This window comes from Xanthomonas citri pv. citri (assembly GCF_000961215.1).
Lineage (GTDB): Bacteria > Pseudomonadota > Gammaproteobacteria > Xanthomonadales > Xanthomonadaceae > Xanthomonas > Xanthomonas cissicola.
The window spans coordinates 1,091,857-1,116,032 of record NZ_CP008998.1; the positions used below are offsets into that span (position 1 = coordinate 1,091,857).

Genomic DNA, 24,176 nt, shown 5'->3' on the forward strand with positions numbered 1-24,176 from the left:
TTTCGGCAGGCGCAGGCGATGTGTTGCCACTTGGCCGGAATGGACGCCGGTCAGTCGCTCCGACGGGCCTGGCGCCCGTGCAGTTTCCGGCCCCGAACCGCAGCCTGCGGCAAAGGGCAGGCCCTCTCGCCGCAGCTGCGGCACCTCTCCAATAAGGAACGATCGATGTCCAATGTGTCGCAACGTCGTGCGCCCACGCGCGCGCTGGTAGTCCTGGGTGTTTCCGCGTTGACCTCGCTGCTGGCCGTGCCGGCATTCGCCGGTCAGGTCAATCTGTCCGGGTTGGATGCGCAGCCCACCCTGGACCGCTTCATCGTCAAATACAAGGACGGTTCCAGTGCGGCGGTCAGCCCCACCTCGATGCGCGCATCGCTCAATTCCGTCGCCGGTGCGATGCCGGCACGCGCCGGCCGTGCGCTGGGCCTGAACCACGTGCGCCGCACGGCGCTGGGTTCGGAAGTGCTCAAGACCGACCGTGGCCTGGACCGCGCCGACGCCGAAACGCTGATGCGCCGCATTGCTGCCGACCCCAGCGTGGACTATGTGGAAGTCGACCAGATCATGTACCCGGTGCTGACCCCGAACGACACGCGCCTGTCCGAACAGTGGGGCTTCGGCACCTCTTCCTCCAGCATCAACGTGCGCCCGGCCTGGGACACCGCCACCGGCACCGGCGTGGTGGTGGCGGTGATCGACACCGGCATCACCAGCCATCCTGACCTCAACGCCAACGTGCTGCCGGGTTACGACTTCATCAGCGATGCCACGCGTGCACGCGACAACAACGGGCGTGACAGCAATCCGGCCGACCAGGGCGACTGGACCACGGCCGGCCAGTGCGGCAGCGGCACCTCGGCCGCCAATTCCAGCTGGCACGGCACGCATGTGGCCGGCACCATCGCGGCGGTGACCAACAACAGCACCGGCGTGGCCGGTACCGCGTTCAACGCGCGCATCGTGCCGATCCGTGCGCTGGGCGCATGCGGCGGCGCCACGTCCGATATCGTCGATGCGATCGTGTGGGCCTCCGGCGGCACCGTGTCCGGCGTGCCGGCCAATGCCAACCCGGCCGAAGTGATCAACATGTCGCTGGGCGGCAGCGGCAGCTGCTCGAGCAGTTACCAGAATGCGATCAACAGCGCGGTGTCGCGCGGCACCACCGTGGTGGTGGCGGCCGGCAACAGCAATGCCAACGTGGCCAACTTCACCCCGGCCAGCTGCGCCAACGTGATTTCGGTGGCGTCGATCACCTCGGCCGGGGCGCGTTCGAGCTTCTCCAACTACGGCACCGGCATCGACATCTCCGCGCCGGGTTCGGCGATCCTGTCGACCTTGAACAGCGGCACCACCACGCCGGGTTCGGCCAGCTACGCCAGCTACAACGGCACCTCGATGGCGGCCCCGCACGTGGCCGGCGTGGTGGCGCTGGTGCAGTCGGTCGCCAGCCGTCCGCTGACGCCTGCGGCGGTGGAAACGCTGCTGAAGAACACTGCACGTCCGCTGCCGGGCGCCTGCTCGGGCGGCTGCGGCGCGGGCATCGTCAACGCGGCCGGCGCGGTCAGCCAGACCCCGTAAACCTGCGCCGACGACCGCGATGCCGGCACGCAGCCGGCATCGCGTCGGGCCTTTCCCGACGCCCGTGTCGGTGGTTTGAAACCTGCACTGCCCCGCTCTATGCGGGGCCCTGTGCGTTCGGGCAGCGGCAATTGCCGCAGCGCCAGCCAGGGCCGGCAGCGATGGCTGAATGAAACGCGCGCCAGTACGGCATGGCCGCTTCAGCGCACCGGCGGCACGCCGATAGCCACCCCACGTGAGGCATGCAACATCTGCATGCACGCGCATCGGGCACGGCGCAGCGCACTGGCGTCAGCGCGTTGCCAACCGGGTTGCCAGATCCTTGGGGAGGGATGGAGTCATGCCGTATCACTCAGTAGGCGTACTGCGCCGCGTTGCATTCGTCTGTGCGTTGTCATGCACGTTTCATGCCGCTGCTGGCGAGGTCAATCTGCAAGGATTGAATTCCAGTAACACCCATCAGCGCTTCATCGTCAGCTACAAGAACAGCGTCGGCAGCAGCCGGGCGACTGGGTTGTCTGCGCCATGGGGCGACATCGCGCGTGCCGTGCCGCAAGCGCGCGGGAAGGCGCTGGGCCTGTCGGCCACGCGCCGGCTCAGTGGCGGGCCGATGTTGCTGGTGGCAGACCGCAAGCTGGACCGCGTGGATTCGGAAAGCCTGATGCGGCGCCTTGCCGCCGACCCGGCGGTCAAACGCGTGGAAGTGGACATCCTGATGCGGCCATTGCTGGTTCCCAACGACCCGGGCGTGCCGCAGCAGTGGGCGATGGGCGCGACCGCCGCCAGCCTCAACATCCGTCCGGCCTGGGACCGTTCCACCGGCAAGGGCATCGTGGTGGCGGTGATCGACACTGGCATCACCAATCATCCGGACCTGGCAGCCAATGTGCTGCCCGGCTACGACTTCATCGTTGATCCGGCCACTGCGCGCGATGGCACTGCGCGCGATGCGAACGCCGCCGACCAAGGCGACTGGGCCGCGGCCAACGAATGCGGGCCCGGAGCGTCGGCGTCCAATTCCAGTTGGCATGGCACGCACGTGGCCGGCATCGTGGCGGCGGTGGGCAACAACGCGGTGGGCGTGGTCGGTACCGCGTTCAACGCCAAGATCCTGCCGTTGCGGGTGCTGGGCCGCTGCGGCGGCTACATGTCCGATATCGCCGATGCGATCGTGTGGGCGTCCGGCGGCAAGGTCACTGGCGTGCCGGCCAACCCGAATCCGGCCACGGTGATCAATCTGTCGTTGGGCGGAGCGGGCACCTGCTCGGCGACGTTGAACAACGCCATCACCGCAGCGGTCACGCGCGGCAGCGCGGTGGTCGTGGCCGCCGGCAACAGCAATATGGACGTCTCCACCAGCGTGCCGGCCAATTGCGCCAACGTGATCGCCGTGGCCGCCACCACCTCGGCCGGCGCCAAGGCCAGCTTCTCCAACTTCGGCAAGGGCGTGGATATCGCCGCGCCCGGGCAATCGATCGTGTCCACGCTCAATACCGGAACCACGGCACCGGGCAATCCGGCATATGCGGTGTATAGCGGCACCTCGATGGCTGCGCCGCACGTGGCTGGCGTGGTGGCGCTGATGCAGTCGGTGGCCCTGAATCCGCTGACGCCGGCAACAGTGAAAGCCCTGCTCAAGGCCAGCGCGCGGCCCATGCCGGTGGCCTGCACGCAGGGGTGCGGGGCCGGGCTGGTGAATGCCGATGGCGCGGTGGCGGCGGTGATCGAGTCGACCACCTTGAGCAGGAATGTGGCACGCACCGGGCTGAGCGCAGCGCTTTCCGATTCGCTGTATTACCAGGTCAATGTGCCGGCCGGCACCCGTTCGCTCAAGGTCACGCTCGCCGATGGCAGCGGCAACGCCGACCTTTCGGTACGGGCCGGAGCGTTACCGACCGACGCCGCGTACAGCTGCCGCAGCATGTTGCCGGGCAATGGCGACAGCTGCACGCTGGCCGCGCCGGCTGCGGGCGTCTATTACGTGCGCTTGAAGGCAACGCTGGGCTTTTCCGGAGTCAGCGTCACTGCGGCGTATTGAGTGGTTCCGGCGCGGTGGTGCTGCCGTGTCCAGAGGCGCTGCTGCCTGCTCTAGTGCGGCAGTGCTGCATGCGTGCAATGCGGAGACATCGGTGGAAGATCGAAATCAATGCAGGCGATCCGCCGAGAGCATCGCGTGAGTCGAGTCCCAAACGCGTAGCGCGCATACCGGCCGATACGCGCGGCATCGCGTTTACGCGTTCACTCGCACAGCGCGCAAGCGCGTGCGGCGAGTGCATGCACCAGCTGGGTGCCGGGCAATTCCAGCAGCAGCCCCCGCTGGCCGGCGTTGATCCACAGCGCCGGTACGTCCAACGCCGTGACTTCGACCAGCACCGGCGCCTGCCGTTGCTGGCCGAGCGGGCTGATACCGCCGACCTTGTAACCGGTGCGCCGCTCGGCATCGGCCACGTCCATCATGCGTGCCGACTTGCCGCCGTAGGCGCTGGCCAGTTTCTTCAACGACACCCGGCGGTCGCATGGAATCACCACGCACACCGCCTTGTCGTCGACCCATGCCATCAGCGTCTTCAACACGGTATGCGGCTGCAGGCCCAACGCATCTGCGGCTTGCAGTCCCTTCGCATCGGCATCGGCCCGGTAGTCGTAAGGATGCAACACATAACCTACGCCGGCCGCGTCCAGGGCCTTGGTGGCGCGTGTGGCCTTGCTCATGCGCTCAGACCGATTCGAAGCGGTTGGCAGCCACGTTCTTGCGCACCTTTTGCGGATTCCAGATGCGGCCGTTCATGGCGATATAAACGCCTGCCGGCAGCGATTGCACCGCACCGACAGCGCAACCGATATTGAATTCGGCATCCGAGCCGCGAAAGCGCGCCGGATTCAATGCGCCGGTCATCACGATGGTCTTGTCGGCGATGGTCTGCAGCACCTTGCCGGTTTCCACCATCGAATCGGTGCCGTGGGTGATCAGCACGTGGCGGGTGGGCTGGGCGGCGATGGTGGCGCGGATCAGTTCGCGGTCGGCATCGGTGATGTGCAGCGAATCCTTGCGGATGATCGGAATCACCGAAAAACGAAACGTCACGCCCAGTTCTTTCAAAATCTGACCGATCTGCGGGTCGCCGATCTGGTAGTCCGATTTGTCGTCGAAGTAGATCTTGTCGATCGTGCCACCGGTGGTGACGATCAGGAGGTCTTCCATTGCTGCGGATCCTGTAGGGCTAACGCGGCGCAGGCCGCGCGCGGGCCGCCATGATACCGCCCGGCCAGGAGAGTGGCAGTAGAACAACGGCCTTGACCAAAGGGTGCGCTGAATCTGCGCTCGCTGTGCCGAATGTGGCGGTGCTACATGTGCTTGGGTTGATCCGGTGCAGGCATGCGTCGACCAGCGGAGCGTGACGCTCGGTTCAACGCGTAGGGATCATGACGCACGCTGCGAGCAGCCTTCGCACATGCAGCGCACGCGCAGACTCTGGATGCGGCGTTAGGTCCGAATCGGAGGCGTTGCTTCAAAGTTGCCTCCGCATCACTGCCTATGCCGCAGTGCAAAACGCTGCGTGATTCATGCAAAGCTCCAACGCACTACGCGCTTGTCCTGCGTCACGAAACCAACAATGAGACGCCACAGAAATTGAACTGCCATCTCCGCAGTCGATAGTCGGCGGGCCGTCCGTACCGCGATGCCGTCGCCATCCCTTTCCGGAGAAACCCATGAAGAAGCCTTTGTCGATGTTGCGCGCTCTCACCTGCGCGATGGCCGTGCTGGTGGCGGGCCAAGCCGCCGCGCAGACGGTGACGATCACGCCCACGCAGACCTACCAGACGGTGCGCGGGTTCGGCGGCATGAACGGCGCCGGCTGGATCAACGACCTGACACCCGCGCAGGTGGATCTGGCTTACGGCAGCGGCACCGGGCAGATCGGGTTGTCGATCCTGCGCATGCGCATCGACCCCTCCAGCTCAGGCTGGGCGACCCAGGTGCCGACGGCAACGCGCGTGCATGCGCTGGGCGGGTTGGTGTTCGCAACCCCCTGGACGCCACCGGCTTACATGAAGTCCAACAACAGCCTGGTCAATGGCGGCAAGCTGCTGACGAACTATTACGGCGCCTACACCCAGCACCTGCTGGATTTCGCCAATTACATGTCGGGCAAGGGCGCACCGCTGTACGCGATTTCCCTGCAAAACGAGCCGGATTGGCACCCGGATTACGAATCGGCCGACTGGAGCGGCAGCGATTTCGTCAACTACCTCGCTGGTGGTACATCCGGCGCAGCTACGGGCTGATCAGCGGAAACGGCGCAGTGAGCAAGCGCGGCTATGCGATGTCGCAGTTCGCGCGCTTCGTGCGGCCAGGGTCGGTGCGGGTCGGCGCCACCGAGCACCCGTATAGCGATGTCTCGGTGACCGCCTACCGCACGCCGGACAACAAGCTGGTGGTGGTGGCGGTCAACACCGGCACCGGCCACCAGCGGCTGGACCTGACGCTACCGTCCGGCACTGCCACGCAGTTCGCCAAATACAGCACCTCGAGCACGCTCAATGTCGGGTTCGGCGGCAACTACAGCGTGGTCAACGGCAAGACCTCGCTGTATGTCGACCCGCAGAGCGTGGCCACGCTGGTCGGAAACTGAGCGCCGAACGAAACGTCGCAAGTCGTCGACAGGTGGCGTGGACGGCGCGCAGGGATCGGAGTGGAGGCGTGTGCACGCCACCCTGAGCCCCGGCTGTGCCCGCCTGACGATGATCGAACTTGGTTGAGTGGCTGCGTTGGGGTGGTCGCGGCTGACCACCTCGGCCGGACGCATGCGCAGCTGCATCGCGCAGTTGCGCATGCGCTTTGTTCGACTCGCCGATCAACGTGGCGGGCGCTTCCTGCCCAAGCGCGTCGCCATGCCGGGGCCGCCGACCAGGCCCACCACGGCCAGGGCGAGCAGCAGTTCCAGCCACGCCATTCCACGTGCCTGCGGCTGGCTCCAGGCGGCCATGACGCCGTGGCTGAACCAGCCCAGTGCGAACACGCCGGCCCAGAAGCGGGCACGCGCACTGCGCACTGCCAGCACGCCGGTCAGCGCGGCCGGCAGCACGAACACGATGAACGCGGCCAGTGGGCGCGGGTCGTCGTGGAACCACACCGCAAACAACGCCGCCAGCGCCAGCAGCGCGGCGCTCAGCAGCCACTGCATGGCGCGCACGCTCACGGGCTTGCCAGCCGCCGCGCGATGTCGGCCACCCGGCGGCCCAGCGCACGCGCCAGCAGCGCTTCGTCCTCGCTCGGTTGCGGATCGCCGCCAGCGCCGGAGACATGGCTGGCGCCATAGGGCGTGCCGCCGCTGGTGGTGTGGCTGAGCGCGGCTTCGGTAAACGGAATCCCCACGATCAGGCAACCGTGATGCAGCAGCGGCAGGTGCATCGACAGCAAGGTGGATTCCTGGCCGCCATGCATCGAGGCGGTGGAGGTGAACACGCCGGCCGGCTTGCCGGCCAGGGTGCCGCTGGCCCATTCGGCGCCCAGGCTGTCGAGGAAATGCTTCATCGGTGCGGCCATGTTGCCGAAGCGGGTGGGGCTGCCAAGCAGCAGGCCGCTGCACTCGGCCAGATCGGCGCGGTCTACATAGGGCGCGCCTTCGTCCGGCACCGGCGGGGCGCTGGTCTGGGTGACCGCGGCCACCGGTGGGACGGTGCGCAGCCGCGCGCTCATGCCGGGCACTTCGCCGATGCCGCGTGCGATCTGCCGCGCCAGCCGCGCCACCGAACCGCCCCGGCTGTAATACAGCACCAGAATCTCCGCCATCGTGTCGTTGCCGCCTGTGTGAGTTGCCGCAGTATCGGCCAAGCCAGCCTGTTGCTGCACGCCGCAGCTGCGGCAAGGCCGCGATGACGGCGCATCGGGTACCCTTGCGCGATGTCGCGTGTGAACAAACTCCACCAATGGAAAGAACGTCTGCGCGACCGCGCGCGGACGGTGAGCTTCGGACGCTTTCTGTGGCGCCGCTTCCTGGACGACCGGTTGTTCCAGGCGGCCGCCTCGCTTGCATACACCACCGTGTTCGCACTGGTGCCGCTGGCGATCGTGGTATTCGGCGTGCTGTCGGCATTTCCGGCCTTCAACGAGTGGAAGGACGCGCTCACCGACTTCATCTTCAACAATTTCGTGCCTGGCGCGGCGCGTTCGGTGCAGAACTATCTCAACCGTTCGCTGGAGGACCTGGGCAAGTTCACCGTGGCCGGTATGGTCGCGCTGGTGGCCTCGCTGCTGATCACCCTGCACAGCATCGAACAAACCTTCAACAGCATCTGGCGGGTCGCCGCTGCGCGCCCCAAGGTGACGCGCTTCCTGATCTACTGGACGGTGCTGACGCTGGGCACGATGCTGGCCGCCGCCTCGATGGCGATGGCGGCCTACGTGTTCGCGCTGCCGCTGTTCCGCACCACCGAAGGCCAGTGGCTGGCCGAATTCGCCTGGCGGCTGGCGCCGATGGCGGTGGAGTTCGTGTGCATCGTGCTGATCTACCGCGTGGTGCCGCAGCACGTGGTGCGGCTGCGGCATGCGCTGCCGGGCGCGCTGCTGGCGGTGATCCTGATGGAGATCGTCAAGTGGGGCTTTGGCTTTTACCTCGGTAATTTCCAGACCTATCAGCGCATCTATGGCGCGCTGTCGGCATTGCCGATCCTGTTGTTGTGGATCTACCTGAGCTGGGTGTCGGTGCTGTTGGGTGCCTCGCTGGCCTCGTCGATGTCCGCGTTCCGCTACCAGCCAGAGGCCATGCGGCTGCCGCCGGGCTTCGAGATCTACGGCCTGCTGCGTCTGCTCGGCCGCTTCAGCCAGGCGCGCGTCCACGGCGATGGCCTGGACGAAGATCGCATCCTGGCGCTGGAGCCGATGCTCACCGACACGCTGATGCAGGAGCTGCTGTGCGAGCTCAAGCGTATTCGCCTGCTGCGTCGCGACGAGCGCGGGCAGTGGCTGCTGGCGCGCGATCTGGATGTGGTGCCGCTGGCCGAACTCTACGAAAACTGCCAGCTGCGCGTGCCGATCGAAGACCGCCCGTTGCCGTGCCGCGACGATGCATTCGGCCAGGCCGCCGCCGCGGCGCTGGAACAGCTGCGCCAACCCTTGCGCAGCGTGCTGGCGCAGCCGGTCGGTGACCTTTACACCCACCTTCCCGGAGATCCTCCATGACCGTGCGTCTTGTCCGCAGCGCCTGCGGGCTGCTGTTGCCACTGCTGTTGCTGACCGCCTGCAAGCCCGCCAGCGAGGCCACTCCCGCTGCCGGCAACGGCGCTGCGCCTGCCGCCACGCCCCAGGCGCCGACCACGCCGGCCACGCCGGCCACGCCGGCCGACCCGGCCGCACCTCCCAACAGCTCGGTGGTGCAGCAGACCGCCCAGATGCCCAGGCTCTCGCTGCCGACCGTGACCGGCGAGACCTACGACCTGGCCGCGCACCGCGGCAAATGGGTGGTGGTGAATTTCTGGGCTACCTGGTGCGCGCCGTGCCTGAAGGAAATGCCCGAACTGTCGGCGCTGCACACCATGCGCGACACCGTCGAGGTGGTGGGTCTGGCCTACGAGGACATCACCAGCGCCGACATGCAGGCATTCTTGAAGGACCACCCGGTGTCCTACCCGATCGCCATCCTCGACCCGTACCAGCCGCCACAGGACTTCGCCACCCCGCGCGGCCTGCCGATGACCTACCTGATCGGCCCGGACGGCAAGGTCGCCAAACAATTCCTTGGCCCGGTGACCGCACGCGATATCGAAGCGGCCGTCGGCATCACCGGCAAGGCGGGTTGATGCAGGCGGCGCGTTTTGTGGTGAGCGGGGTGGTGCAGGGCGTGTATTACCGCGCTTGCACCCGTCAACGCGCAGTGGCACTCGGTCTGGTCGGGCATGCCCGCAACCAGGCCGACGGCAGCGTGGACGTGGTCGCCGCCGGTAGCGCGGCGGCGCTGGACGCTTTGGAAGCATGGTTATGCAGGGCCCGCCGGCCGCCACGGTCGCGGCGGTCACGCGCACGGCCTGCGCGGTTCCGCCGACTGAAGACTTTGTAACTGGGTGAGCGTGCACCACTGAAGCGGGGCAACAGAGTTGGGTTGCCTCGCCGATAACCCTGTCAACGCGATCAGGCGTGCACGGGGAATGTAATGGCCGCTCCATCTCAAGACCGCAACGACGGGCACGACCTGCCCGCGCATCGCCGCCACCGCCAGATGGCGCAGCTGGCGCCGTGGCTGTATCTCGGTGTCCTGCTAGGCAGCGGCTGGTTGTTGTTTCTGCACCCGCCAACCCGCGTGCTATCGACCGGACAGGCGGCAACCAGCTGGCTGCTGGCCTGGATCTTTGGCGGCATCGTGATCGGCGCGGTGGTGTGGAGCCTGCGTCTGGCACGCCAGGGGCTGGCTCAGCCCTCGGCAAGCTACCCGCTCTCGGCGCGCTTGCCCGATTCGTGGGCCGATGCCTACGCCGCACTCCTGCGCCCGGCCACGGCAGCTCCGGTGGCCGCGGCCCGGCCGGACCCGGCCGGCGCCCAGCGTGGCGCAGCCTGGCACCGCTTCGGCGGCGGCATGCTCAGCGCGGAAACCTTCGATCCCAACGACGCCACCCGCGCACCGTGGGACGGGCTGGATGCGCAGTCCTGCATCCTGCGCCTGGACGATGTGCGTCAGGCCTGGCACAACGCCGCCGCCAACCGCACGCTGCAGCAGGAACGCCGCTACTGGCTGGATGTGGTGCTGTCGCTGCTCGACCACGGCGTGATGCGCCCGCTGCAGGACGGCTACCTGCCCGACACCGCGGCCCTGCGTACCGAACGTTTTCTGATCGGCGCCGATGCCGGCCCGATCGTGCTGTCCGAGGTGCCGGCGTTGTTTGCGCGGCGTCTGGCACTGGCCATCGAGACCATGCCGACCGCCCAACGCGAGGCCGCCGGCGTGCAATGGCGCCTGCTGCAGCAATTGCATGCACTGGTCGCCGAAGGGCGCATGCTCGACGAGCGTTCGCAGGTGATCCAGGTGCTGGCATGGAACCCGGATGTGGACCTGGACCAGGTCGAAGTGGCCTACATCCTGGCCGCCGAATACCGCGAAGGCATGCGCGACTGGCTCCGCCGCGCCGCACTGGTGCGCCTGCCCGACAGCGCGTTGCGCCTGGACGAAGTGCTGCTGTCGTCCTGCAGCCCACTCGGTGCGCAGGCCGACGATGTGGACTACATGGAAGCGATGCGCCCGCTGCATCGCGGTTTCATGCAATTGTTCAGCCAGCGTCTGAGCCAGCTGGTGCTGCAGGCCGAGCAGGCCGAACGTCAGGCCGGCCTGCACCCGCTGCCGCGTGCCACGGCCGCCAGCGACGAAGTCTCTCAGGACTGGGCGGCGTAATCGTCGATCGGTTCCAGCACGCCATAGCGTTCCTTGTGCAGCTTGCCGGGCAATGGCGGCAGCTGCACCAGCGCATCGGGCACAGCGATGTCCGGTAGCCGGTCCAGCAGATCGCGGATCAGGCTCAGGCGGCCACGCTTCTGGTCGTTGAAATCCACCAGCGTCCACGGTGCATCGGGCGTATGCGTCGCCTCCAGCATGCGTTCGCGCGCGGCGGTGTAGTCGTCGTATTTGGTGCGTGACTGCAGGTCCACCGGCGACAGCTTCCAGCCCTTGAGTGGGTCTTCGCGGCGTTCGGCAAAGCGCTTTTCCTGCTCGGCCTGGTCCACGCACAACCAGTACTTGAACAGCAGGATGCCGTCGTCGACCAGCATCTGTTCGAAGCGTGGCGCCTGCTCCAGGAACAGGTCGTATTGCGCGTCGGTGCAATAGCCCATCACCTTCTCGACGCCGGCGCGGTTGTACCAGCTGCGATCCATCAGCACCAGTTCGCCGGCCGCCGGCAGGTGCGTGACATAGCGCTGGAAATACCACTGGGTGCTTTCGCGGTCGTTGGGCTTGGGCAGCGCCACCACGCGACACTGCCGTGGGTTGAGGTGGCTGGCGATGGTCTGGATGACGCCGCCCTTGCCGGCGGTGTCGCGGCCTTCCACCAGGACCAGGGCGCGCTGGTTGGTGTGGCGCAACCAGCGCGCCATGTCCACCAGTTCCAACTGCATTGGCGCCAGCAACTTTTTATAAGCCTTGCGTTTCAAGTGCGACATGCGCGTTCCAGCAGCGGTGGAAAGCGCGCAGACTATTCGCCTAAGCGTGGACGCAATGTCGCCAGATTGCAGGGTTTGGTGCGCGCATCCAGCTGCGCGCGCACGATCTTTTCCCAGGCCGTGCGGCAGGCCGAGGTGGAGCCGGGCAGACAGAACACGAAGCTGTGATTGGCCAGCCCGGCAAAGGCGCGCGACTGCAGCGAGGAGGTGCCGATTTCTTCCACGCTGATCGCGCGGAACATCTCGCCGAAGCCAGGCATGACCTTGTCCAGCAACGGGGTGATCGCTTCCGGGGTGCTGTCGCGACCCGTAAAGCCGGTGCCACCGGTGATCAGGATCCCATCCACCTGCGCATCTGCGATCCAGCCGGAGACGATCGCCCGCATCCGGTAACGGTCGTCCGGGCACAGCGCACGTTCGTGCAGGACGTGGCCTTCATGGGTGAGGACATCGGCCAGGTAATCGCCGGAGCGGTCGTCGGCCAGGGTGCGGCTGTCGGACACGGTCAGCACGCACAGGCGCAAGGGAATGAAATCGAGATTGGAAGGCATGCGCGCAGCCTAGCGAGCCTGGACGGCCGGGTACAGCGCCGCGGTGTGAAGTTGCACGGAGCACCTGACTATCGGGCACGGACTGATGCACTGCCGTTAGCCCCTCTCCTGCGGGAGAGGGGTTGGGGTGAGGGTAAGGTTGACCAGTGTGATTGCCGCAGACGTCGCCTCATCCCGCGCTACGCACCACCTTTCCTCCACGAAGGGGAACAATGTCCCGACGCAAGGAGGGAATGCAGCGTCGATGCGTATCGGCCGCTTTGGGCAGCGTTTTCAGCCATGCCATCTCAGGCCAACACAGCAGCGAGGCCAGCTCGCAGCATCCAATGAGCCAAGTCGGGCACCAACGACTAAACCCCCAGCCATCCACGGCGCTGAGCAATGCCACGCAGCAGCGCGGCCAGGTCATCCGCAAATCCATCCATATCGAACAGGCCACTGCGCAGGCGTTGCTCCGCCAGCTGCGCACGCACGCCACGCAAGGCCTCCGCATCGCTCGCCAGCTCGATCGCTTTGGCCACGAACGTAGCGTCATCGGCCACATTCATTTCATCCAGCCCCAGACGATGATTCAGGCTGCCGGCAACGCGCGCGGCAAATGTCTGACCAGGTGTGGTCAAGACCGGGCAGCCTGCCCATAACGCATCGGAGGCGGTGGTGTGCGCGTTGTACGGATGCGTATCCAAGAACAAGTCCGCATGTCGATAGCGCGCCAGATACTGCGGGTGCGGCAGTTTGGGCATGAAGACCAAACGCTGCGCGTGCACGCCCTGTGCCTGCGCTGCTGCACGCAATCGCGCATCCGCTTCACCCGGGCCGGACAGCAGCCACAGCACGCTGCCGGGCACAGCGCGCAATACCGCCAGCATGCGCGCCATGCTGCGTGGATTGAGCTTGTAACTGTTGTTGAAGCAGCACAGCACCACAGCGTGATCCGGCAGCCCGCACTGCGCGCGCGATGGCGCTTCGGCCACCGTGCGCGAGGTGTCCGATGGTTGAAATGCGCGCGGCAGGCGCAGCACCTGTTCGCTGTAGAACGGCTCCAGCCACGTCGGCAATGCGATGGCGTCGCCAAGCACATAATCCATCCACGGCGCGCCCGAGGTGCCCGGATACGCCAGCCAGTTGAGTTGCACCGGTGCCGGCCGCAATGCGAAGACTTCCGGTCGTCCCCCACCCCCCCAGCCGCGCAGATCGAACAGCAGGTCGATGCCCTGGTTGCGGATATGTTGCGCGGTTGCCAGATGCCCCAGCGCAGTGACATCGTGCATGCGCGTTGCCTGCGCCAGGCGCGCGCGAATGTCGCTGCCATCGTCCGGGCTGGTTGCAAACAACTGCACCTGCAGGTCCGGCTGGCGTCGCCGCAACGCTTCGAACAGGGCCACCGTCAGCAAGCCCGTCGGGTGGGCGCTAAAGCCGTTGGACACGAATCCGAGTTGCAGCGTGCCGCGGCTGCGCAGCGTGGCCGCTGGCAGTGGGTGCACGGAGGAGGCAATCGCCTGCGCGCGGGTGCGGGCGCACGCCAGCTGCTCCGCAGCGCTGGCGTCCTCGCTCAGGAACGCGAAAGGCTCCACGGCCGCCTCGCCTTGCGTTACTGCGGTGCGCACCTGTGCAGCCAGGGAGTCCAGCTCGCGCCAATCGCACAGGCGGCGTCGCCAGTTGAGCAGTTGTGCGGTGATGTAGGGCTCGTCGGGCAGCAGCTTGTGGGCGCGCGTATAGGCGGCCGCGGCCTGTTCCGGTTGGCCTGCATCTTCGAGCGCGTGCCCAAGCCACAGGGCGATCCCCGGATGCTGCGGTACCAGGTCCGAGGCCTGTTGGAGCAGCGTGGCCGCTTCTGCATGGCGCTGCTGCGCCCAGCGTACCCGTCCCAGCCGCGCCACCGCTTCCGGATGGCCCGGGTGCAGCGCCAGCGCGCGCTGCACGGCCGTTTCGCCGGCAGCGGTGACGCCCATGCCCAGCTCGGCATCGGCCAGCATCAACCAGGCGACGAAATCGCCAGGCTGGCGTCGCACTTGCTCGCGCAGCTGCAGCAGCTCGCGCGGGACTTGCGCACTCACGGGCTATCGCTCAACCGTGCCAGTTCGTCGGCTTGATGTTCGTGCAGCAGCCGCCCGATCAATGCATCCAGATCGCCTTCGATGATGTTGGGCAGGTCGTACAAGGTCAGCCCTTCGACGCGATGGTCGGTGATGCGACCCTGCGGAAAGCTATAGGTGCGAATGCGCTGGCTGCGGTCGCCGCTGCCCACCTGCAACTTGCGCGTCTGCGCTTCGGCCGCTGCCGCCTTGCTGCGTTCGGTGTCCAGCAACTGCGCCTTCAACCGCTTCATCGCCTTGTCGCGATTGGCATGCTGGCTGCGCTCGGTCTGGCATTCCACCACCACCCCGCTGGGCACGTGGGTGATGCGGATCGCCGATTCGGTCTTGTTGACGTGCTGGCCGCCCGCACCGGACGAGCGGAACGTGTCCACCTTCAGATCGGCTGGATTGATCGTGATCTCTTCCACGTCGTCGGCTTCGGGAATGATCGCCACCGTTGCGGCCGAGGTGTGGATACGGCCTTGCGATTCGGTTGCCGGCACGCGTTGCACGCGATGGGTGCCGGATTCGAATTTCAGCCGCGAATACGCACCGCGCCCGACCACCCGCGCCACCACTTCCTTGTAGCCGCCGTGCTCGCCGGGACTGTCGGATTCGATTTCCACCTTCCAGCCCTGGCGCTCGGCGTAGCGTGCGTACATGCGGAACAGGTCGCCGGCAAAGATCGCCGCTTCGTCACCGCCAGTGCCCGCGCGCACTTCCAGAAACAGGTTGCCGTCGTCGCGCGGGTCGCGCGGTACCAGCAGCGATGCCAGCTGTGCATCGAGTTGTTCCAGGCGCGCCTGTGCAGCGGCAATTTCCTCTTCGGCCAGCTCGCGCATCTCCGGGTCGTTGCGCAGGGCTTCGGCCGTGGCCAGGTCGGCCTTGGCGCGCGCCTCCTCTTCCAGCGCCACCGCCACCGGCTCCAGTTGCGACAGTTCGCGCGAGAGCGTACGGAACGTGTCGTTGTTGCCCACCACATCGGGGTCGGAGAGCAGGTGCTGCAGTTCTTCGCGGCGCTCGGCCAGCGCTTGGAGCTTACGGCGCAGGGTCGGCGTCATCGGTCCTCACGATCGGGGTAGCTATGGGGGGGATGTTGGTAACCCGGCTTTTCCGGAAACAGCCGGTCGGCCGCAGCGGTCAATTCCAGGTCGTTGTTGAGCGCCGCATCGCGCAGTGCGGCGGTGGGCGGATGCAGCAAGCGGTTGGTCAGCGCATGCGCCAACTGTTCCAGCACTTCGTCGGCCGGTTTTCCGTTGTGCAACTGCTGGCGTGCCTTGGCCAGCAGTTCGTCGCGGGTGCTATCGCCAAACGCGCGCAGCCGCTTGAGTGGTGCCTGATGCGCAGTGGCCTGCAGCGTTTCGACATAGCGCGCCACTTGCAGGTCGATGATGGCTTCGGCCTGGTCGGCCGCTTCGCGGCGCCCGCGGCGATTGTCTTCGACCGCACGTTCCAGGTCGTCCACCGTGTACAGGTAGGCGTCGCTCAACTCGCCCACCGAGGCCTCGATATCGCGCGGCACCGCCAGGTCGAACAGCAGCATCGGTTTGCGCTTGCGGGCGCGTAAGGCCTGTTCCACCTGTACGCGGGTCACCAGCGGCTCACGCGCAGCGGTGGCCGAAAACACCACGTCGGCCTCGGCCAGGTGGCGTTCCAGATCGGTCAGCGGCAAAGCGAAGCCGCCGTGCTGGCTGGCCAGTGTCTGTGCATGGGCCAGGGTGCGGTTGGCGATCAGCAGGCGGCGCACGCGGCCTTCGCTCAGATGCTTGGCCGCCAGTTCGATGGTTTCGCCGGCACCGATCAACAGCACCGTGGATTCGTTGAGCCGGGCAAACGAGTCCTGTGCCAGTCGCACCGCCGTGGATGCGACCGACACTGGATTTGCGCCGACACGGGTGTCGGTACGCGCACGCTTGGCCACCGAAAAGGTCTGTTGGAACAGCCGGTCCAACCCGCTGCCCAGCGCGCCGTGCGCCCGCGCCACTGCCCAGGCGTCCTTCACCTGGCCCAAAATCTGGGGTTCTCCCAATACCATCGAATCCAGCCCGGTGGCGACACGAAACAGGTGACGCACCGCCTCGGCTTCCTGGTGCTGGTACAGATAACCGCTCAGGCCGGGCGCGTGGGTTTCCAGCCAGTTGACCAGGCTGTGCGCCTCCTCGGCCATCGCATACAACTCGGTACGGTTGCAGGTGGACAGCAGCGCGGCCTCGCTCACCTGGGGCAGCGCACGCAGCGATTCGAGCGCGCGCGGTAGCGCATCACCTGCGAACGCCGCGCGTTCGCGCAGGTCCACAGGTGCGGTCTGGTGATTCAGTCCGAGCACCCACAACGTCATTGTTCAGTTGCTTGCGATAAGCTGGCGGCCATTCAGGGCCCCATTTTACGGCCCGGTTGCCCCCGATGCCTGTACCGATTCGCATCCTGAGTGTTCTTTTGCTGGTCGCAATGTCCGCCAGTGCCACCGCAGCACCCAAGAAAGCACCGCCCGCTTCGCCGCCAAGCAGTGCCGGCGCCTCGTCGCTGGAACCCGTGCTTGCCGGCGAATTCGCCTTGCAGGCCGGGCAACTGGACGATGCCGCGCGCGCCTACCTGGACGCCGCCAAGGCCGAGGCCGGCGATGCCGGGCTGGCCGAGCGCGCCGCCCGCATCTCCATGCTGGCCAACGACGACCCGCGCGCGATCGAAGCGCTGGCGTTGTGGCGCGCCCGCGCACCGTCGTCGATGTCCATGCGCAGCACCGAGGCCTCGCTGGCCCTGCGCCGCAACGACCTGCGCACCGCACGCCGCGACCTGCTCGGCCTGCTCAAGGAGCCCGACCCGCGTGGCTGGCGCTTTGCGCTGATCGCCCTGGCCAACGGCGGCCGCGAGCCGGAAGCCTCGGCCGACGTGCTCGAAGACCTGGTCAAGGCCGGCGCCATCCCGAATCAGATCGAAGCCTGGCAGGAATTCGGCCGGCTTGCGCTGCGCATGGAGCGCCCGGCGCTGGCCAAGCGCATCGTCGACGAGGTGGTGCGCCGCTTCCCCGAAGAGCCGCGCGTGGCCTTGCTGCACGCGACCCAGTTGCAGCAGGAAGGCAAGAACGACGAAGCGCTGGCGCTGCTGAAGAACATCGAACCGCAAGCGGTCAAGGACTCCGAGCTGCGCGGCGCGCTGGCGTTCGCCTACGACGCCATGGGCCAGACCGAAGCTGCTGCACGCGTGCTCTCGACCGGGCCGCAGGACACGCAGACCTATGGCTTGCGTGCCTCGATGCTGGCCAAGGAAAAAGACCGCAGCTCGCTGGAGGCGCTGTACGCCGAGCTCAAGAGCAACGCCACCAAGCCCGATCCGGACCGCCGTCTGCTGCTGGGCAAGATCGCCGAATTCCTCAAACGCTACGACGAGGCGGTGGAGTGGTATCGCGGCGTGCCGGGTGGTCCGCAACTCAGCGAGGCGCGTCTGCGCGCCGCCAGCGCCTTGTATGAACTGGGCCGCAAGCCCGAAGCGCTTGCCGAAGCCCGCGCCCTGCAGGGCGACGCCAGTGCCGACGATGACGCGCGCCGCGACGCCTACGTGCTCGAAGCCGAGCTGCATCAGCGGGCCGACGATGCACCGGGCGAACTGGACGCGTTCGAACGTGGCCTGGCCGCCTACCCGGACGATAGCGCGTTGCTGTATGCCCGCGGGCTGGCCTGGGAGCGGCGCGACGATGTCCCGCGTGCCGAGGCCGATCTGCGCAAGATCCTGGTGACCGAACCGGAAAACGTCGCAGCCCTGAACGCGCTGGGCTACACCCTGGCCGACCGCACCACCCGCTACAAGGAAGCGTTGGCGCTGATCGACCGCGCCCGCACCGCCGACCCGGACAACCCGGCCATCGTCGATAGTTATGGCTGGGTGCTGTACCGGATGGGCCGTACCAAGGAGGCGCTGGTGCAGCTGCGCCGCGCCTGGGCGCTGGTCAAGGACCCGGAAATCGCGGCCCACGTCGGCGAAGTGCTGTGGGTTAGCGGCAAGCAGGACGAAGCACGTCGCTACTTCGATGAAGCGCGCCGTCTCGACCCCGACAACCGTGCGCTGCAGCGTGCGGTGGAGAAGTTCGGGCTATGAGCAAGACGGTCCGAACGCTGGCCCTGGGCGGGCTGGTGCTGGCCGGGCTGTCGGCCTGCGTCAGCGTGCCGCGCGGGCAGGGCAGCGGTGCGGCGGTGGTCGATCACGTCTCCGACAGTGCGCGCCAGGCCGAAGCCGCTCGCCAGGCCTGGTTGCAGGCGCATCCCCACTGGTCCTTCCAGGGCCGGGTGGCGATCAGCAAGGACCGCAACGGCGGCAGCGGCCGCATCGACTGGCAGCAGGATGGCCCGCGCTACCGCGTGCAACTCAGTGCGCCGGTCACCCGGCAAAGCTGGGTGCTCACCGGCGACACCACCAGTGGCGCCGGCCGGCTGGAAGGGCTGGAGGGCGGTCCGCGCAGTGGCCCCGATGCCGAGCAGGTGCTGCTGGAAGCAACCGGCTGGACCATCCCGGTCAACCAGATGCCGGACTGGGTGCGCGCGCTGCGCATCGCCGGTGCGGGTGCCGCACGCGTCGACCTGGATGCCGCCGGGCGCCCGCGCACCGTGCAGCAGGACGGCTGGACGATCGACTTTCTGGCCTGGACGCCAGCCAGCGCCGAGCAGCCCGAGCTGCCGCAGCGGATCGAAGCCCGTAGCGGCGAGGCCAAGGTGCGCCTGCTGGTCGACCAATGGACCGTATCGCCCTGATGGACGCGCCGGACACGGACTGGTCGGCCTGGCCTGCGCCGGCCAAGCTGAATTTGTTTCTGCAAATCACCGGGCGCCGGGCCGACGGCTACCACCTGCTGCAGACCGTGTTCCGGCTGCTGGACTGGGGGGACACCGTTCATCTTCGCGTGCGCAGCGGCGGCCAGATCCGCCGCGTGGGCGAGAGTTTGCCCGGCGTGGCCGAAGACGATGATCTGGTGATCCGCGCCGCGCGCCTGCTGCAGTCGGCAACCGGCGCCCAGGCGGGCGCGGAGATTCGGGTCGACAAACGCATCCCGGCAGGGGGAGGTTTCGGCGGCGGTTCCTCGGACGCGGCCACCGTGCTGGTGGCGCTCAATGCCTTGTGGGGCCTGGGTCTGGCGGCCGATGCGCTGGCCGAGCTGGGCTTGCAGCTGGGCGCAGACGTGCCGGTCTTCGTGCGCGGCCACAATGCCTGGGCCGAAGGCGTGGGCGAACAACTGACCCCGATTTCCCTGCCGGAAGCGGCCTATCTGCTGGTCGATCCCGGCGTTCACGTGCCGACACCAGCGTTATTTCGATCACAGGAATTGACGCGGGATGCTGCGCCCGCGAAAATAGCGGACTTCGCTTCCGGTTCCCTGCTCGACAATGCGTTCGAGCCGGTCCTGCGGCGCCGCGAACCCGCCGTCGAGGCCGTGTTCCAGGCGCTTTCCAGGGTCGGTACACCGCGCTTGACCGGGTCGGGAAGTGGCTGTTTCGTCGAATTCGCCACGCGCGCTGCTGCAGAGCAGGCGCTGGCGCAGTTGCCGGGCGGCCTGCGGGCGTGGGTGGCGGAGGGTGCATCGCACTCGCCGTTGCTCGACGCACGGGACGCGAGACAAGTTTGATGCAGGGGCGTCGCCAAGAGGCCCAAGGCACCAGGTTTTGATCCTGGCATTCGTAGGTTCGAATCCTACCGCCCCTGCCAGTTTGTCGAGAAAGGCAGGTCCGCCTGCACCAGGTTTCACTGCAGATCCGTCTGCAACACCTCGCGCATCCTTGCGCGGGACTCGAACGAAAGCCCGGCATTGGTTCGGCTTTGTCCTGCTCCACCATCGATCCGCACGCTCTTCGCCGCCGCCCGAGAGATCTCATGCAAGACCAACGTAATCTGCTGGTGTTCTCCGGCAATGCCAACAAGCCGCTTGCCCAGAGCATCTGCAAGGAACTGGGCGTTCGCATGGGCAAGGCGTTGGTCACGCGCTTTTCCGACGGCGAAGTGCAGGTGGAGATCGAAGAGAGCGTGCGTCGGCAGGAAGTGTTCGTCATCCAGCCTACCTGCGCGCCCAGCGCCGAAAACCTGATGGAACTGCTGGTGCTGATCGACGCGCTCAAGCGCGCCAGCGCCCAGTCCGTTACCGCGGTGATCCCGTATTTCGGTTATTCGCGCCAGGACCGTCGCATGCGCTCCTCGCGCGTGCCGATCACTGCCAAGGTGGCGGCCAAGATGATCTGCGCCATGGAGGCGGACCGCGTGCTGACGGTCGACCTGCACGCCGATCAGATCCAGGGTTTCTTCGATGTGCCGGTCGACAACGTCTATGCCTCGCCGCTGCTGCTGGCCGACATCTGGCGCGCCTACGGCACCGACAACCTGATCGTGGTGTCGCCCGACGTGGGTGGCGTGGTGCGCGCACGCGCCGTCGCCAAGCGCCTGGATGACGCCGATCTGGCCATCATCGACAAGCGCCGTCCGCGCGCCAATGTGGCCACCGTGATGAACATCATCGGCGACGTGCAGGGCAAGACCTGCGTGCTGGTCGACGACCTGGTCGACACCGCCGGTACCTTGTGCGCCGCTGCCGCAGCGCTGAAGCAGCGCGGCGCGCTCAAGGTCGTGGCCTACATCACCCACCCGGTACTCTCGGGCCCGGCGGTGGACAACATCAACAATTCGCAGCTCGACGAGCTGGTGGTCACCGACACGATTCCGCTGAGCGAAGCGGCGCGCACCTGCGCCAAGATTCGTCAGCTGAGCGTGGCCGAACTGCTGGCCGAGACCATCCGCCGTATCGCCTTCGGCGAATCGGTCAGCTCGCTTTACGTCGACTGATGCCCCATTCGGTGCCCGGATTCCCGGGTGCCGCCACACGTCTCACCTGGTCGCGGGTGAGACGCTTCATCGCCGCGAGGCGGTGTTCCAACCAGGTAGTGAAATCCAATGGCAAAGACTCATGAAATCAAGGTCGAGCGCCGCGCTGACGAGGGGAAGGGTGCGAGCCGCCGCCTGCGTCACGCTGGCGTCATTCCGGCCATCGTGTACGGTGGCGAACTCGAGCCGGTCAGCATCCAGCTCAACCACGAGCAGATCTGGCTCGCCCAGCAGAACGAGTGGTTCTACTCGTCCATCCTGGACCTGAACCTCAACGGCGACGTGCAGCAGGTGCTGCTGCGCGACATGCAGCGCCATCCGTTCAAGCAGCTGATCATGCACATCGACTTCCAGCGCGTCAGCGCCAACGAGAAGCTCAGTGCTGCCGTGCCGCTGCACTTCATCAACGAAGCATCCTCGCCGGCCGGCAAGTCGAGCGAGGTGGTCGTCACCCACGAACTCAACGAAGTCCAGGTGGTCTGCCTGCCGAAGGATCTGCCGGAGTTCATCGAGGTGGACCTCGGTGCACTGGAAGTGGGCAACGTGATCCACCTGTCCGAAATCAAGCTGCCGGCCGGTGTTGAAATTCCGGAGCTGAAGCTGGGCAAGGAGCACGACGTGGCAGTGGTGGCTGCCAAGCACGTGCGGATCGAAGAAGACGACGCTGCCGGCGAAGAAGGCAGCGAAGGCGCCGAGACCAAGTAATCCGTCGGCCGATCCCCTGCATTGCGCGCGGGATCGGCTGCGGTCACTGGCATGACTGCACTCCGCCTGATCGTCGGGCTCGGCAATCCGGGCCCGGAACACGCGCAAACCCGGCATAACGCCGGGTTTCGTTTCGTCGATGCCCTCATCGAGCGCAGTGGCGCCCGCTGGGCATTGGACAGCAAGTTGTTCGGCGAGACCGCCAAGGTCGAGGTCGCGGGACAACCGGTCTGGCTGCTCAAGCCGGCTACCTTCATGAATCTCAGCGGCAAGTCGATCACCGCCGCATTGCGGTTCTGGAAGATCGAGCCCGAACACCTGCTGGTCGCCCACGACGAACTGGATCTGGCGCCCGGTACCGCGCGGCTCAAGTTCGACGGCGGTCACGGCGGGCAAAACGGCTTGCGCGACACCATTCGCCTGCTCGGGCACGGCAAATTTCACCGTCTACGCGTTGGCATCGGTCATCCCGGTCATAAGGATCGCGTGGTGCCCTGGGTGCTGGGGCGGGCAGGGCGCGAGGACGATGCGGCGATCGGCGCTGCGGTGGACGCCGCCATCGATGTGCTGCCGCTGGCGATGGAAGGCAATTTCAACGAGGCGATGAAACGCCTGCACACCGAAAAAAAATAGAGAATGGGGAATAGGGAATGGACAGGGCGCTGCTCCTGCCATTCTCCATTCCCGATTCTCCATTCACTGGAAAACCCATGGGTATCAAATGCGGCATCGTCGGCCTGCCCAATGTCGGCAAGTCGACCCTGTTCAATGCGCTGACCAAGGCCGGCATCGCTGCGGCCAACTTCCCGTTCTGCACCATCGAGCCGAACGTCGGCATCGTGCCGGTGCCGGATCCGCGTCTCAATCAGCTGGCTGACATCGTCAAGCCGCAGAAGCTGATTCCTACCGCGGTCGAGTTCGTCGATATCGCCGGCCTGGTGGCCGGCGCGGCGAGCGGCGAAGGCCTGGGCAACAAGTTCCTGGCGCACATCCGCGAAGTCGATGCGATCACCCACGTGGTGCGTTGCTTCGAGAACGACGACGTCATCCACGTCAACAACAAGGTCGACCCGATCGCCGATATCGAAACCATCGATACCGAGCTGGCGCTGGCCGATCTGGATAGCGTGGAAAAGGCCCTCAACCGTGCCGAACGCAGCGCCAAGGGGGGCGACAAGGATGCAGCGGCGCGCAAGCCGGTGCTGGCCAAACTGCAGGCCGCGTTAGCGGATGGCAAGGCGGGTCGTGCCGCCGGTCTGGACGAGGAAGAAAAGGCGCTGGTGCGCGATCTGTTCCTGCTGACGCTCAAGCCGGTGCTTTACATCGCCAACGTGCTGGAAGACGGCTTCGAGAACAATCCGCACCTGGATGCGGTGCGCGCGCATGCGGCTGCCGAAGGTGCCGAAGTGGTGCCGGTCTCGGCGGCCATCGAAGAAGAGCTGTCGCAGCTGGACGATACCGATCGCGACAGCTTCCTGGCCGATCTCGGCCTGGAAGAGCCGGGCTTGAATCGCGTCATCCGTGCGGCCTACACGCTGTTGGGCCTGCAGACGTATTTCACTGCAGGGGTCAAGGAAGTGCGCGCCTGGACGGTCAAGGCCGGTTCGACGGCGCCGCAGGCTGCTGCCGTGATCCATACCGATTTCGAAAAGGGCTTCATCCGCGCCGAAACGATTGGTTTCGACGACTTCATCAAATACCGCGGCGAAACCGGTGCCCGCGATGCCGGGCGCCTGCGCCTGGAAGGCAAGGAATACCGTGTCCAGGAAGGCGATGTGCTGCACTTCCGCTTCAACGTGTGATCGGCTGTGCGTGGCGCCTGGCGCCGCGTGTCGTTGAGAGTGAAGGATTGCTCAAAATTTTTGTTGACACTGCATGCGTCCCACAACAAAATAACGGGCTGCTTCACCCCGAACCGAATTCGCCTCGCGGCGCACAGGTCCGGTAGTAAAAGCTGGAGGGATACCCAAGCGGCCAACGGGGGCAGACTGTAAATCTGCTGGCTTACGCCTTCGGTGGTTCGAATCCACCTCCCTCCACCAGTTTCACGTTGTGGCATGCAGTTCCCGGCGCGGGAGTAGTTCAACGGTAGAACCTCAGCCTTCCAAGCTGATGGTGCGGGTTCGATTCCCGTCTCCCGCTCCATTGAACGCAAATGCATGGCATAATGCAAAACTCGCTCACGTAGCTCAGTCGGTAGAGCACCTCCTTGGTAAGGAGGAGGTCGAAGGTTCGATTCCTTTCGTGAGCACCATTACTCAATCGTCT

General features: G+C 66.4%; 20 protein-coding genes, 4 tRNA genes and 3 pseudogenes. 18 read left to right on the forward strand and 9 right to left on the reverse strand.

Annotated features, from left to right (window positions below; genetic code table 11):
* The first annotated feature begins 165 nt into the window (after positions 1 to 165).
* Together AMD14_RS05240 and AMD14_RS05245 are read left to right on the forward strand one after the other, a co-directional pair.
* Entirely contained in the window at positions 166 to 1,575 is a 1,410-nt protein-coding gene (locus tag AMD14_RS05240) for a S8 family peptidase (RefSeq protein ID WP_005925968.1), read from the forward strand.
* Between the two features lie 340 nt (positions 1,576 to 1,915).
* Positions 1,916 to 3,613 carry a S8 family peptidase gene (locus tag AMD14_RS05245; RefSeq protein ID WP_011050625.1) on the forward strand — a complete coding sequence of 566 codons (1,698 nt, stop codon included), beginning with the start codon at positions 1,916 to 1,918 and terminating at the stop codon, positions 3,611 to 3,613.
* A gap of 200 nt (positions 3,614 to 3,813) precedes the next feature.
* On the opposite strand, the gene ybaK is transcribed toward AMD14_RS05245, so the two are convergent.
* Both ybaK and AMD14_RS05255 read right to left on the reverse strand, forming a co-directional pair.
* Positions 3,814 to 4,287 (reverse strand): Cys-tRNA(Pro) deacylase, encoded by a 474-nt coding sequence (gene ybaK / locus AMD14_RS05250; RefSeq protein ID WP_011050626.1) that lies wholly within the window; start codon positions 4,285 to 4,287, stop codon positions 3,814 to 3,816.
* A gap of 4 nt (positions 4,288 to 4,291) precedes the next feature.
* A complete protein-coding gene (locus AMD14_RS05255; protein WP_003488754.1) occupies positions 4,292 to 4,777 on the reverse strand; it encodes an asparaginase domain-containing protein in 486 nt (161 codons plus the stop codon).
* 509 nt (positions 4,778 to 5,286) lie between these two features.
* Between AMD14_RS05255 and AMD14_RS05260 the strand changes: the two are divergent.
* Positions 5,287 to 6,209: pseudogene (locus AMD14_RS05260) on the forward strand (glycoside hydrolase family 30 beta sandwich domain-containing protein).
* 222 nt (positions 6,210 to 6,431) lie between these two features.
* Here AMD14_RS05260 and AMD14_RS05265 read toward each other — a convergent pair.
* Together AMD14_RS05265 and wrbA are read right to left on the reverse strand one after the other, a co-directional pair.
* Positions 6,432 to 6,776 carry a DUF2069 domain-containing protein gene (locus AMD14_RS05265; protein ID WP_011050629.1) on the reverse strand — a complete coding sequence of 115 codons (345 nt, stop codon included), beginning with the start codon at positions 6,774 to 6,776 and terminating at the stop codon, positions 6,432 to 6,434.
* On the reverse strand, positions 6,773 to 7,369 hold the full coding sequence (gene wrbA / locus AMD14_RS05270) for an NAD(P)H:quinone oxidoreductase (protein ID WP_005925984.1): 597 nt from the start codon (positions 7,367 to 7,369) through the stop codon (positions 6,773 to 6,775). Before wrbA ends, AMD14_RS05265 begins: the two co-directional genes overlap by 4 nt.
* Before the next feature lie 111 nt (positions 7,370 to 7,480).
* Here wrbA and AMD14_RS05275 point away from each other — a divergent pair, with 111 nt between their 5' ends.
* The 4 genes and pseudogenes from AMD14_RS05275 to AMD14_RS05290 all read left to right on the forward strand — a co-directional run bounded on the left by AMD14_RS05275 (position 7,481) and on the right by AMD14_RS05290 (position 10,955).
* Positions 7,481 to 8,758 (forward strand): YihY family inner membrane protein, encoded by a 1,278-nt coding sequence (locus tag AMD14_RS05275; RefSeq protein ID WP_005915572.1) that lies wholly within the window; start codon positions 7,481 to 7,483, stop codon positions 8,756 to 8,758.
* Positions 8,755 to 9,375 carry a TlpA family protein disulfide reductase gene (locus AMD14_RS05280; protein WP_011050630.1) on the forward strand — a complete coding sequence of 207 codons (621 nt, stop codon included), beginning with the start codon at positions 8,755 to 8,757 and terminating at the stop codon, positions 9,373 to 9,375. The genes AMD14_RS05275 and AMD14_RS05280 overlap by 4 nt, the downstream gene beginning before the upstream one ends.
* Positions 9,375 to 9,640, forward strand: a pseudogene (locus tag AMD14_RS05285) (acylphosphatase). Before AMD14_RS05280 ends, AMD14_RS05285 begins: the two are co-directional and overlap by 1 nt.
* An 85-nt stretch (positions 9,641 to 9,725) precedes the next feature.
* Positions 9,726 to 10,955: a hypothetical protein gene (locus AMD14_RS05290; protein WP_011050632.1), complete on the forward strand. Its 1,230-nt coding sequence runs from the start codon at positions 9,726 to 9,728 to the stop codon at positions 10,953 to 10,955.
* On the opposite strand, the gene ppk2 is transcribed toward AMD14_RS05290, so the two are convergent.
* From ppk2 to hemA, 5 genes and pseudogenes are all read right to left on the reverse strand, one after another.
* Positions 10,937 to 11,719: a polyphosphate kinase 2 gene (ppk2, locus tag AMD14_RS05295; RefSeq protein ID WP_011050633.1), complete on the reverse strand. Its 783-nt coding sequence runs from the start codon at positions 11,717 to 11,719 to the stop codon at positions 10,937 to 10,939. The genes AMD14_RS05290 and ppk2 overlap by 19 nt on opposite strands.
* Before the next feature lie 32 nt (positions 11,720 to 11,751).
* Positions 11,752 to 12,270, reverse strand: coding sequence for a molybdenum cofactor biosynthesis protein B (gene moaB / locus AMD14_RS05300; protein ID WP_005915581.1), 519 nt, complete (start codon positions 12,268 to 12,270; stop codon positions 11,752 to 11,754).
* Positions 12,271 to 12,620: 350 nt separating this feature from the next.
* A complete protein-coding gene (locus AMD14_RS05305) occupies positions 12,621 to 14,327 on the reverse strand; it encodes an O-linked N-acetylglucosamine transferase, SPINDLY family protein (RefSeq protein WP_011050634.1) in 1,707 nt (568 codons plus the stop codon).
* The gene (gene prfA / locus AMD14_RS05310) at positions 14,324 to 15,409 is read right to left on the reverse strand and encodes a peptide chain release factor 1 (protein ID WP_005915585.1); all 1,086 of its coding nucleotides are present in this window, start codon (positions 15,407 to 15,409) and stop codon (positions 14,324 to 14,326) included. The genes AMD14_RS05305 and prfA overlap by 4 nt, the downstream gene beginning before the upstream one ends.
* Positions 15,387 to 16,686 (reverse strand): annotated as a pseudogene (hemA, locus tag AMD14_RS05315) (glutamyl-tRNA reductase). Before hemA ends, prfA begins: the two are co-directional and overlap by 23 nt.
* A gap of 65 nt (positions 16,687 to 16,751) precedes the next feature.
* Between hemA and AMD14_RS05320 the strand changes: the two are divergent.
* From AMD14_RS05320 to AMD14_RS05370, 11 genes are all read left to right on the forward strand, one after another.
* Complete coding sequence (locus tag AMD14_RS05320; protein WP_029996037.1) at positions 16,752 to 18,440, forward strand: tetratricopeptide repeat protein; 1,689 nt, start codon at positions 16,752 to 16,754, stop codon at positions 18,438 to 18,440.
* The gene (gene lolB, locus AMD14_RS05325; protein ID WP_003486765.1) at positions 18,437 to 19,090 is read left to right on the forward strand and encodes a lipoprotein insertase outer membrane protein LolB; all 654 of its coding nucleotides are present in this window, start codon (positions 18,437 to 18,439) and stop codon (positions 19,088 to 19,090) included. The genes AMD14_RS05320 and lolB overlap by 4 nt, the downstream gene beginning before the upstream one ends.
* Positions 19,072 to 19,959 carry a 4-(cytidine 5'-diphospho)-2-C-methyl-D-erythritol kinase gene (gene ispE / locus AMD14_RS05330; RefSeq protein ID WP_011050637.1) on the forward strand — a complete coding sequence of 296 codons (888 nt, stop codon included), beginning with the start codon at positions 19,072 to 19,074 and terminating at the stop codon, positions 19,957 to 19,959. Before lolB ends, ispE begins: the two co-directional genes overlap by 19 nt.
* Before the next feature lie 3 nt (positions 19,960 to 19,962).
* A tRNA-Gln gene (locus AMD14_RS05335) sits at positions 19,963 to 20,039 on the forward strand.
* A gap of 165 nt (positions 20,040 to 20,204) precedes the next feature.
* A complete protein-coding gene (locus AMD14_RS05340; protein ID WP_003486761.1) occupies positions 20,205 to 21,164 on the forward strand; it encodes a ribose-phosphate diphosphokinase in 960 nt (319 codons plus the stop codon).
* Positions 21,165 to 21,272: 108 nt separating this feature from the next.
* Positions 21,273 to 21,908, forward strand: a complete 636-nt coding sequence (locus tag AMD14_RS05345; protein WP_003486759.1) for a 50S ribosomal protein L25/general stress protein Ctc — start codon at positions 21,273 to 21,275, stop codon at positions 21,906 to 21,908.
* A gap of 51 nt (positions 21,909 to 21,959) precedes the next feature.
* Positions 21,960 to 22,541, forward strand: a complete 582-nt coding sequence (gene pth, locus AMD14_RS05350) for an aminoacyl-tRNA hydrolase (RefSeq protein WP_003486757.1) — start codon at positions 21,960 to 21,962, stop codon at positions 22,539 to 22,541.
* Between the two features lie 77 nt (positions 22,542 to 22,618).
* On the forward strand, positions 22,619 to 23,710 hold the full coding sequence (gene ychF / locus AMD14_RS05355) for a redox-regulated ATPase YchF (RefSeq protein ID WP_003486755.1): 1,092 nt from the start codon (positions 22,619 to 22,621) through the stop codon (positions 23,708 to 23,710).
* 154 nt (positions 23,711 to 23,864) lie between these two features.
* Positions 23,865 to 23,950: transfer RNA gene (locus tag AMD14_RS05360), tRNA-Tyr, on the forward strand.
* 29 nt (positions 23,951 to 23,979) lie between these two features.
* Positions 23,980 to 24,053, forward strand: a tRNA-Gly gene (locus tag AMD14_RS05365).
* Positions 24,054 to 24,086: 33 nt separating this feature from the next.
* Positions 24,087 to 24,162, forward strand: a tRNA-Thr gene (locus AMD14_RS05370).
* The last annotated feature ends 14 nt before the right edge of the window (positions 24,163 to 24,176 follow it).

Coding starts and splice junctions, on each gene's coding strand:
- moaB (WP_005915581.1), bottom strand. CDS start 12,270: ATGCCTTCCAATCTCGATTTCATTCCCTTGCGCCTGTGCGTGCTGACC.
- AMD14_RS05255 (WP_003488754.1), bottom strand. CDS start 4,777: ATGGAAGACCTCCTGATCGTCACCACCGGTGGCACGATCGACAAGATC.
- wrbA (WP_005925984.1), bottom strand. CDS start 7,369: ATGGCGGAGATTCTGGTGCTGTATTACAGCCGGGGCGGTTCGGTGGCG.
- ppk2 (WP_011050633.1), bottom strand. CDS start 11,719: ATGTCGCACTTGAAACGCAAGGCTTATAAAAAGTTGCTGGCGCCAATG.
- AMD14_RS05345 (WP_003486759.1), top strand. CDS start 21,273: ATGGCAAAGACTCATGAAATCAAGGTCGAGCGCCGCGCTGACGAGGGG.
- prfA (WP_005915585.1), bottom strand. CDS start 15,409: ATGACGCCGACCCTGCGCCGTAAGCTCCAAGCGCTGGCCGAGCGCCGC.
- ychF (WP_003486755.1), top strand. CDS start 22,619: ATGGGTATCAAATGCGGCATCGTCGGCCTGCCCAATGTCGGCAAGTCG.
- AMD14_RS05280 (WP_011050630.1), top strand. CDS start 8,755: ATGACCGTGCGTCTTGTCCGCAGCGCCTGCGGGCTGCTGTTGCCACTG.
- ybaK (WP_011050626.1), bottom strand. CDS start 4,287: ATGAGCAAGGCCACACGCGCCACCAAGGCCCTGGACGCGGCCGGCGTA.
- AMD14_RS05245 (WP_011050625.1), top strand. CDS start 1,916: ATGCCGTATCACTCAGTAGGCGTACTGCGCCGCGTTGCATTCGTCTGT.
- AMD14_RS05340 (WP_003486761.1), top strand. CDS start 20,205: ATGCAAGACCAACGTAATCTGCTGGTGTTCTCCGGCAATGCCAACAAG.
- AMD14_RS05275 (WP_005915572.1), top strand. CDS start 7,481: ATGTCGCGTGTGAACAAACTCCACCAATGGAAAGAACGTCTGCGCGAC.
- AMD14_RS05290 (WP_011050632.1), top strand. CDS start 9,726: ATGGCCGCTCCATCTCAAGACCGCAACGACGGGCACGACCTGCCCGCG.
- AMD14_RS05320 (WP_029996037.1), top strand. CDS start 16,752: ATGCCTGTACCGATTCGCATCCTGAGTGTTCTTTTGCTGGTCGCAATG.
- ispE (WP_011050637.1), top strand. CDS start 19,072: ATGGACCGTATCGCCCTGATGGACGCGCCGGACACGGACTGGTCGGCC.
- pth (WP_003486757.1), top strand. CDS start 21,960: ATGACTGCACTCCGCCTGATCGTCGGGCTCGGCAATCCGGGCCCGGAA.
- lolB (WP_003486765.1), top strand. CDS start 18,437: ATGAGCAAGACGGTCCGAACGCTGGCCCTGGGCGGGCTGGTGCTGGCC.
- AMD14_RS05240 (WP_005925968.1), top strand. CDS start 166: ATGTCCAATGTGTCGCAACGTCGTGCGCCCACGCGCGCGCTGGTAGTC.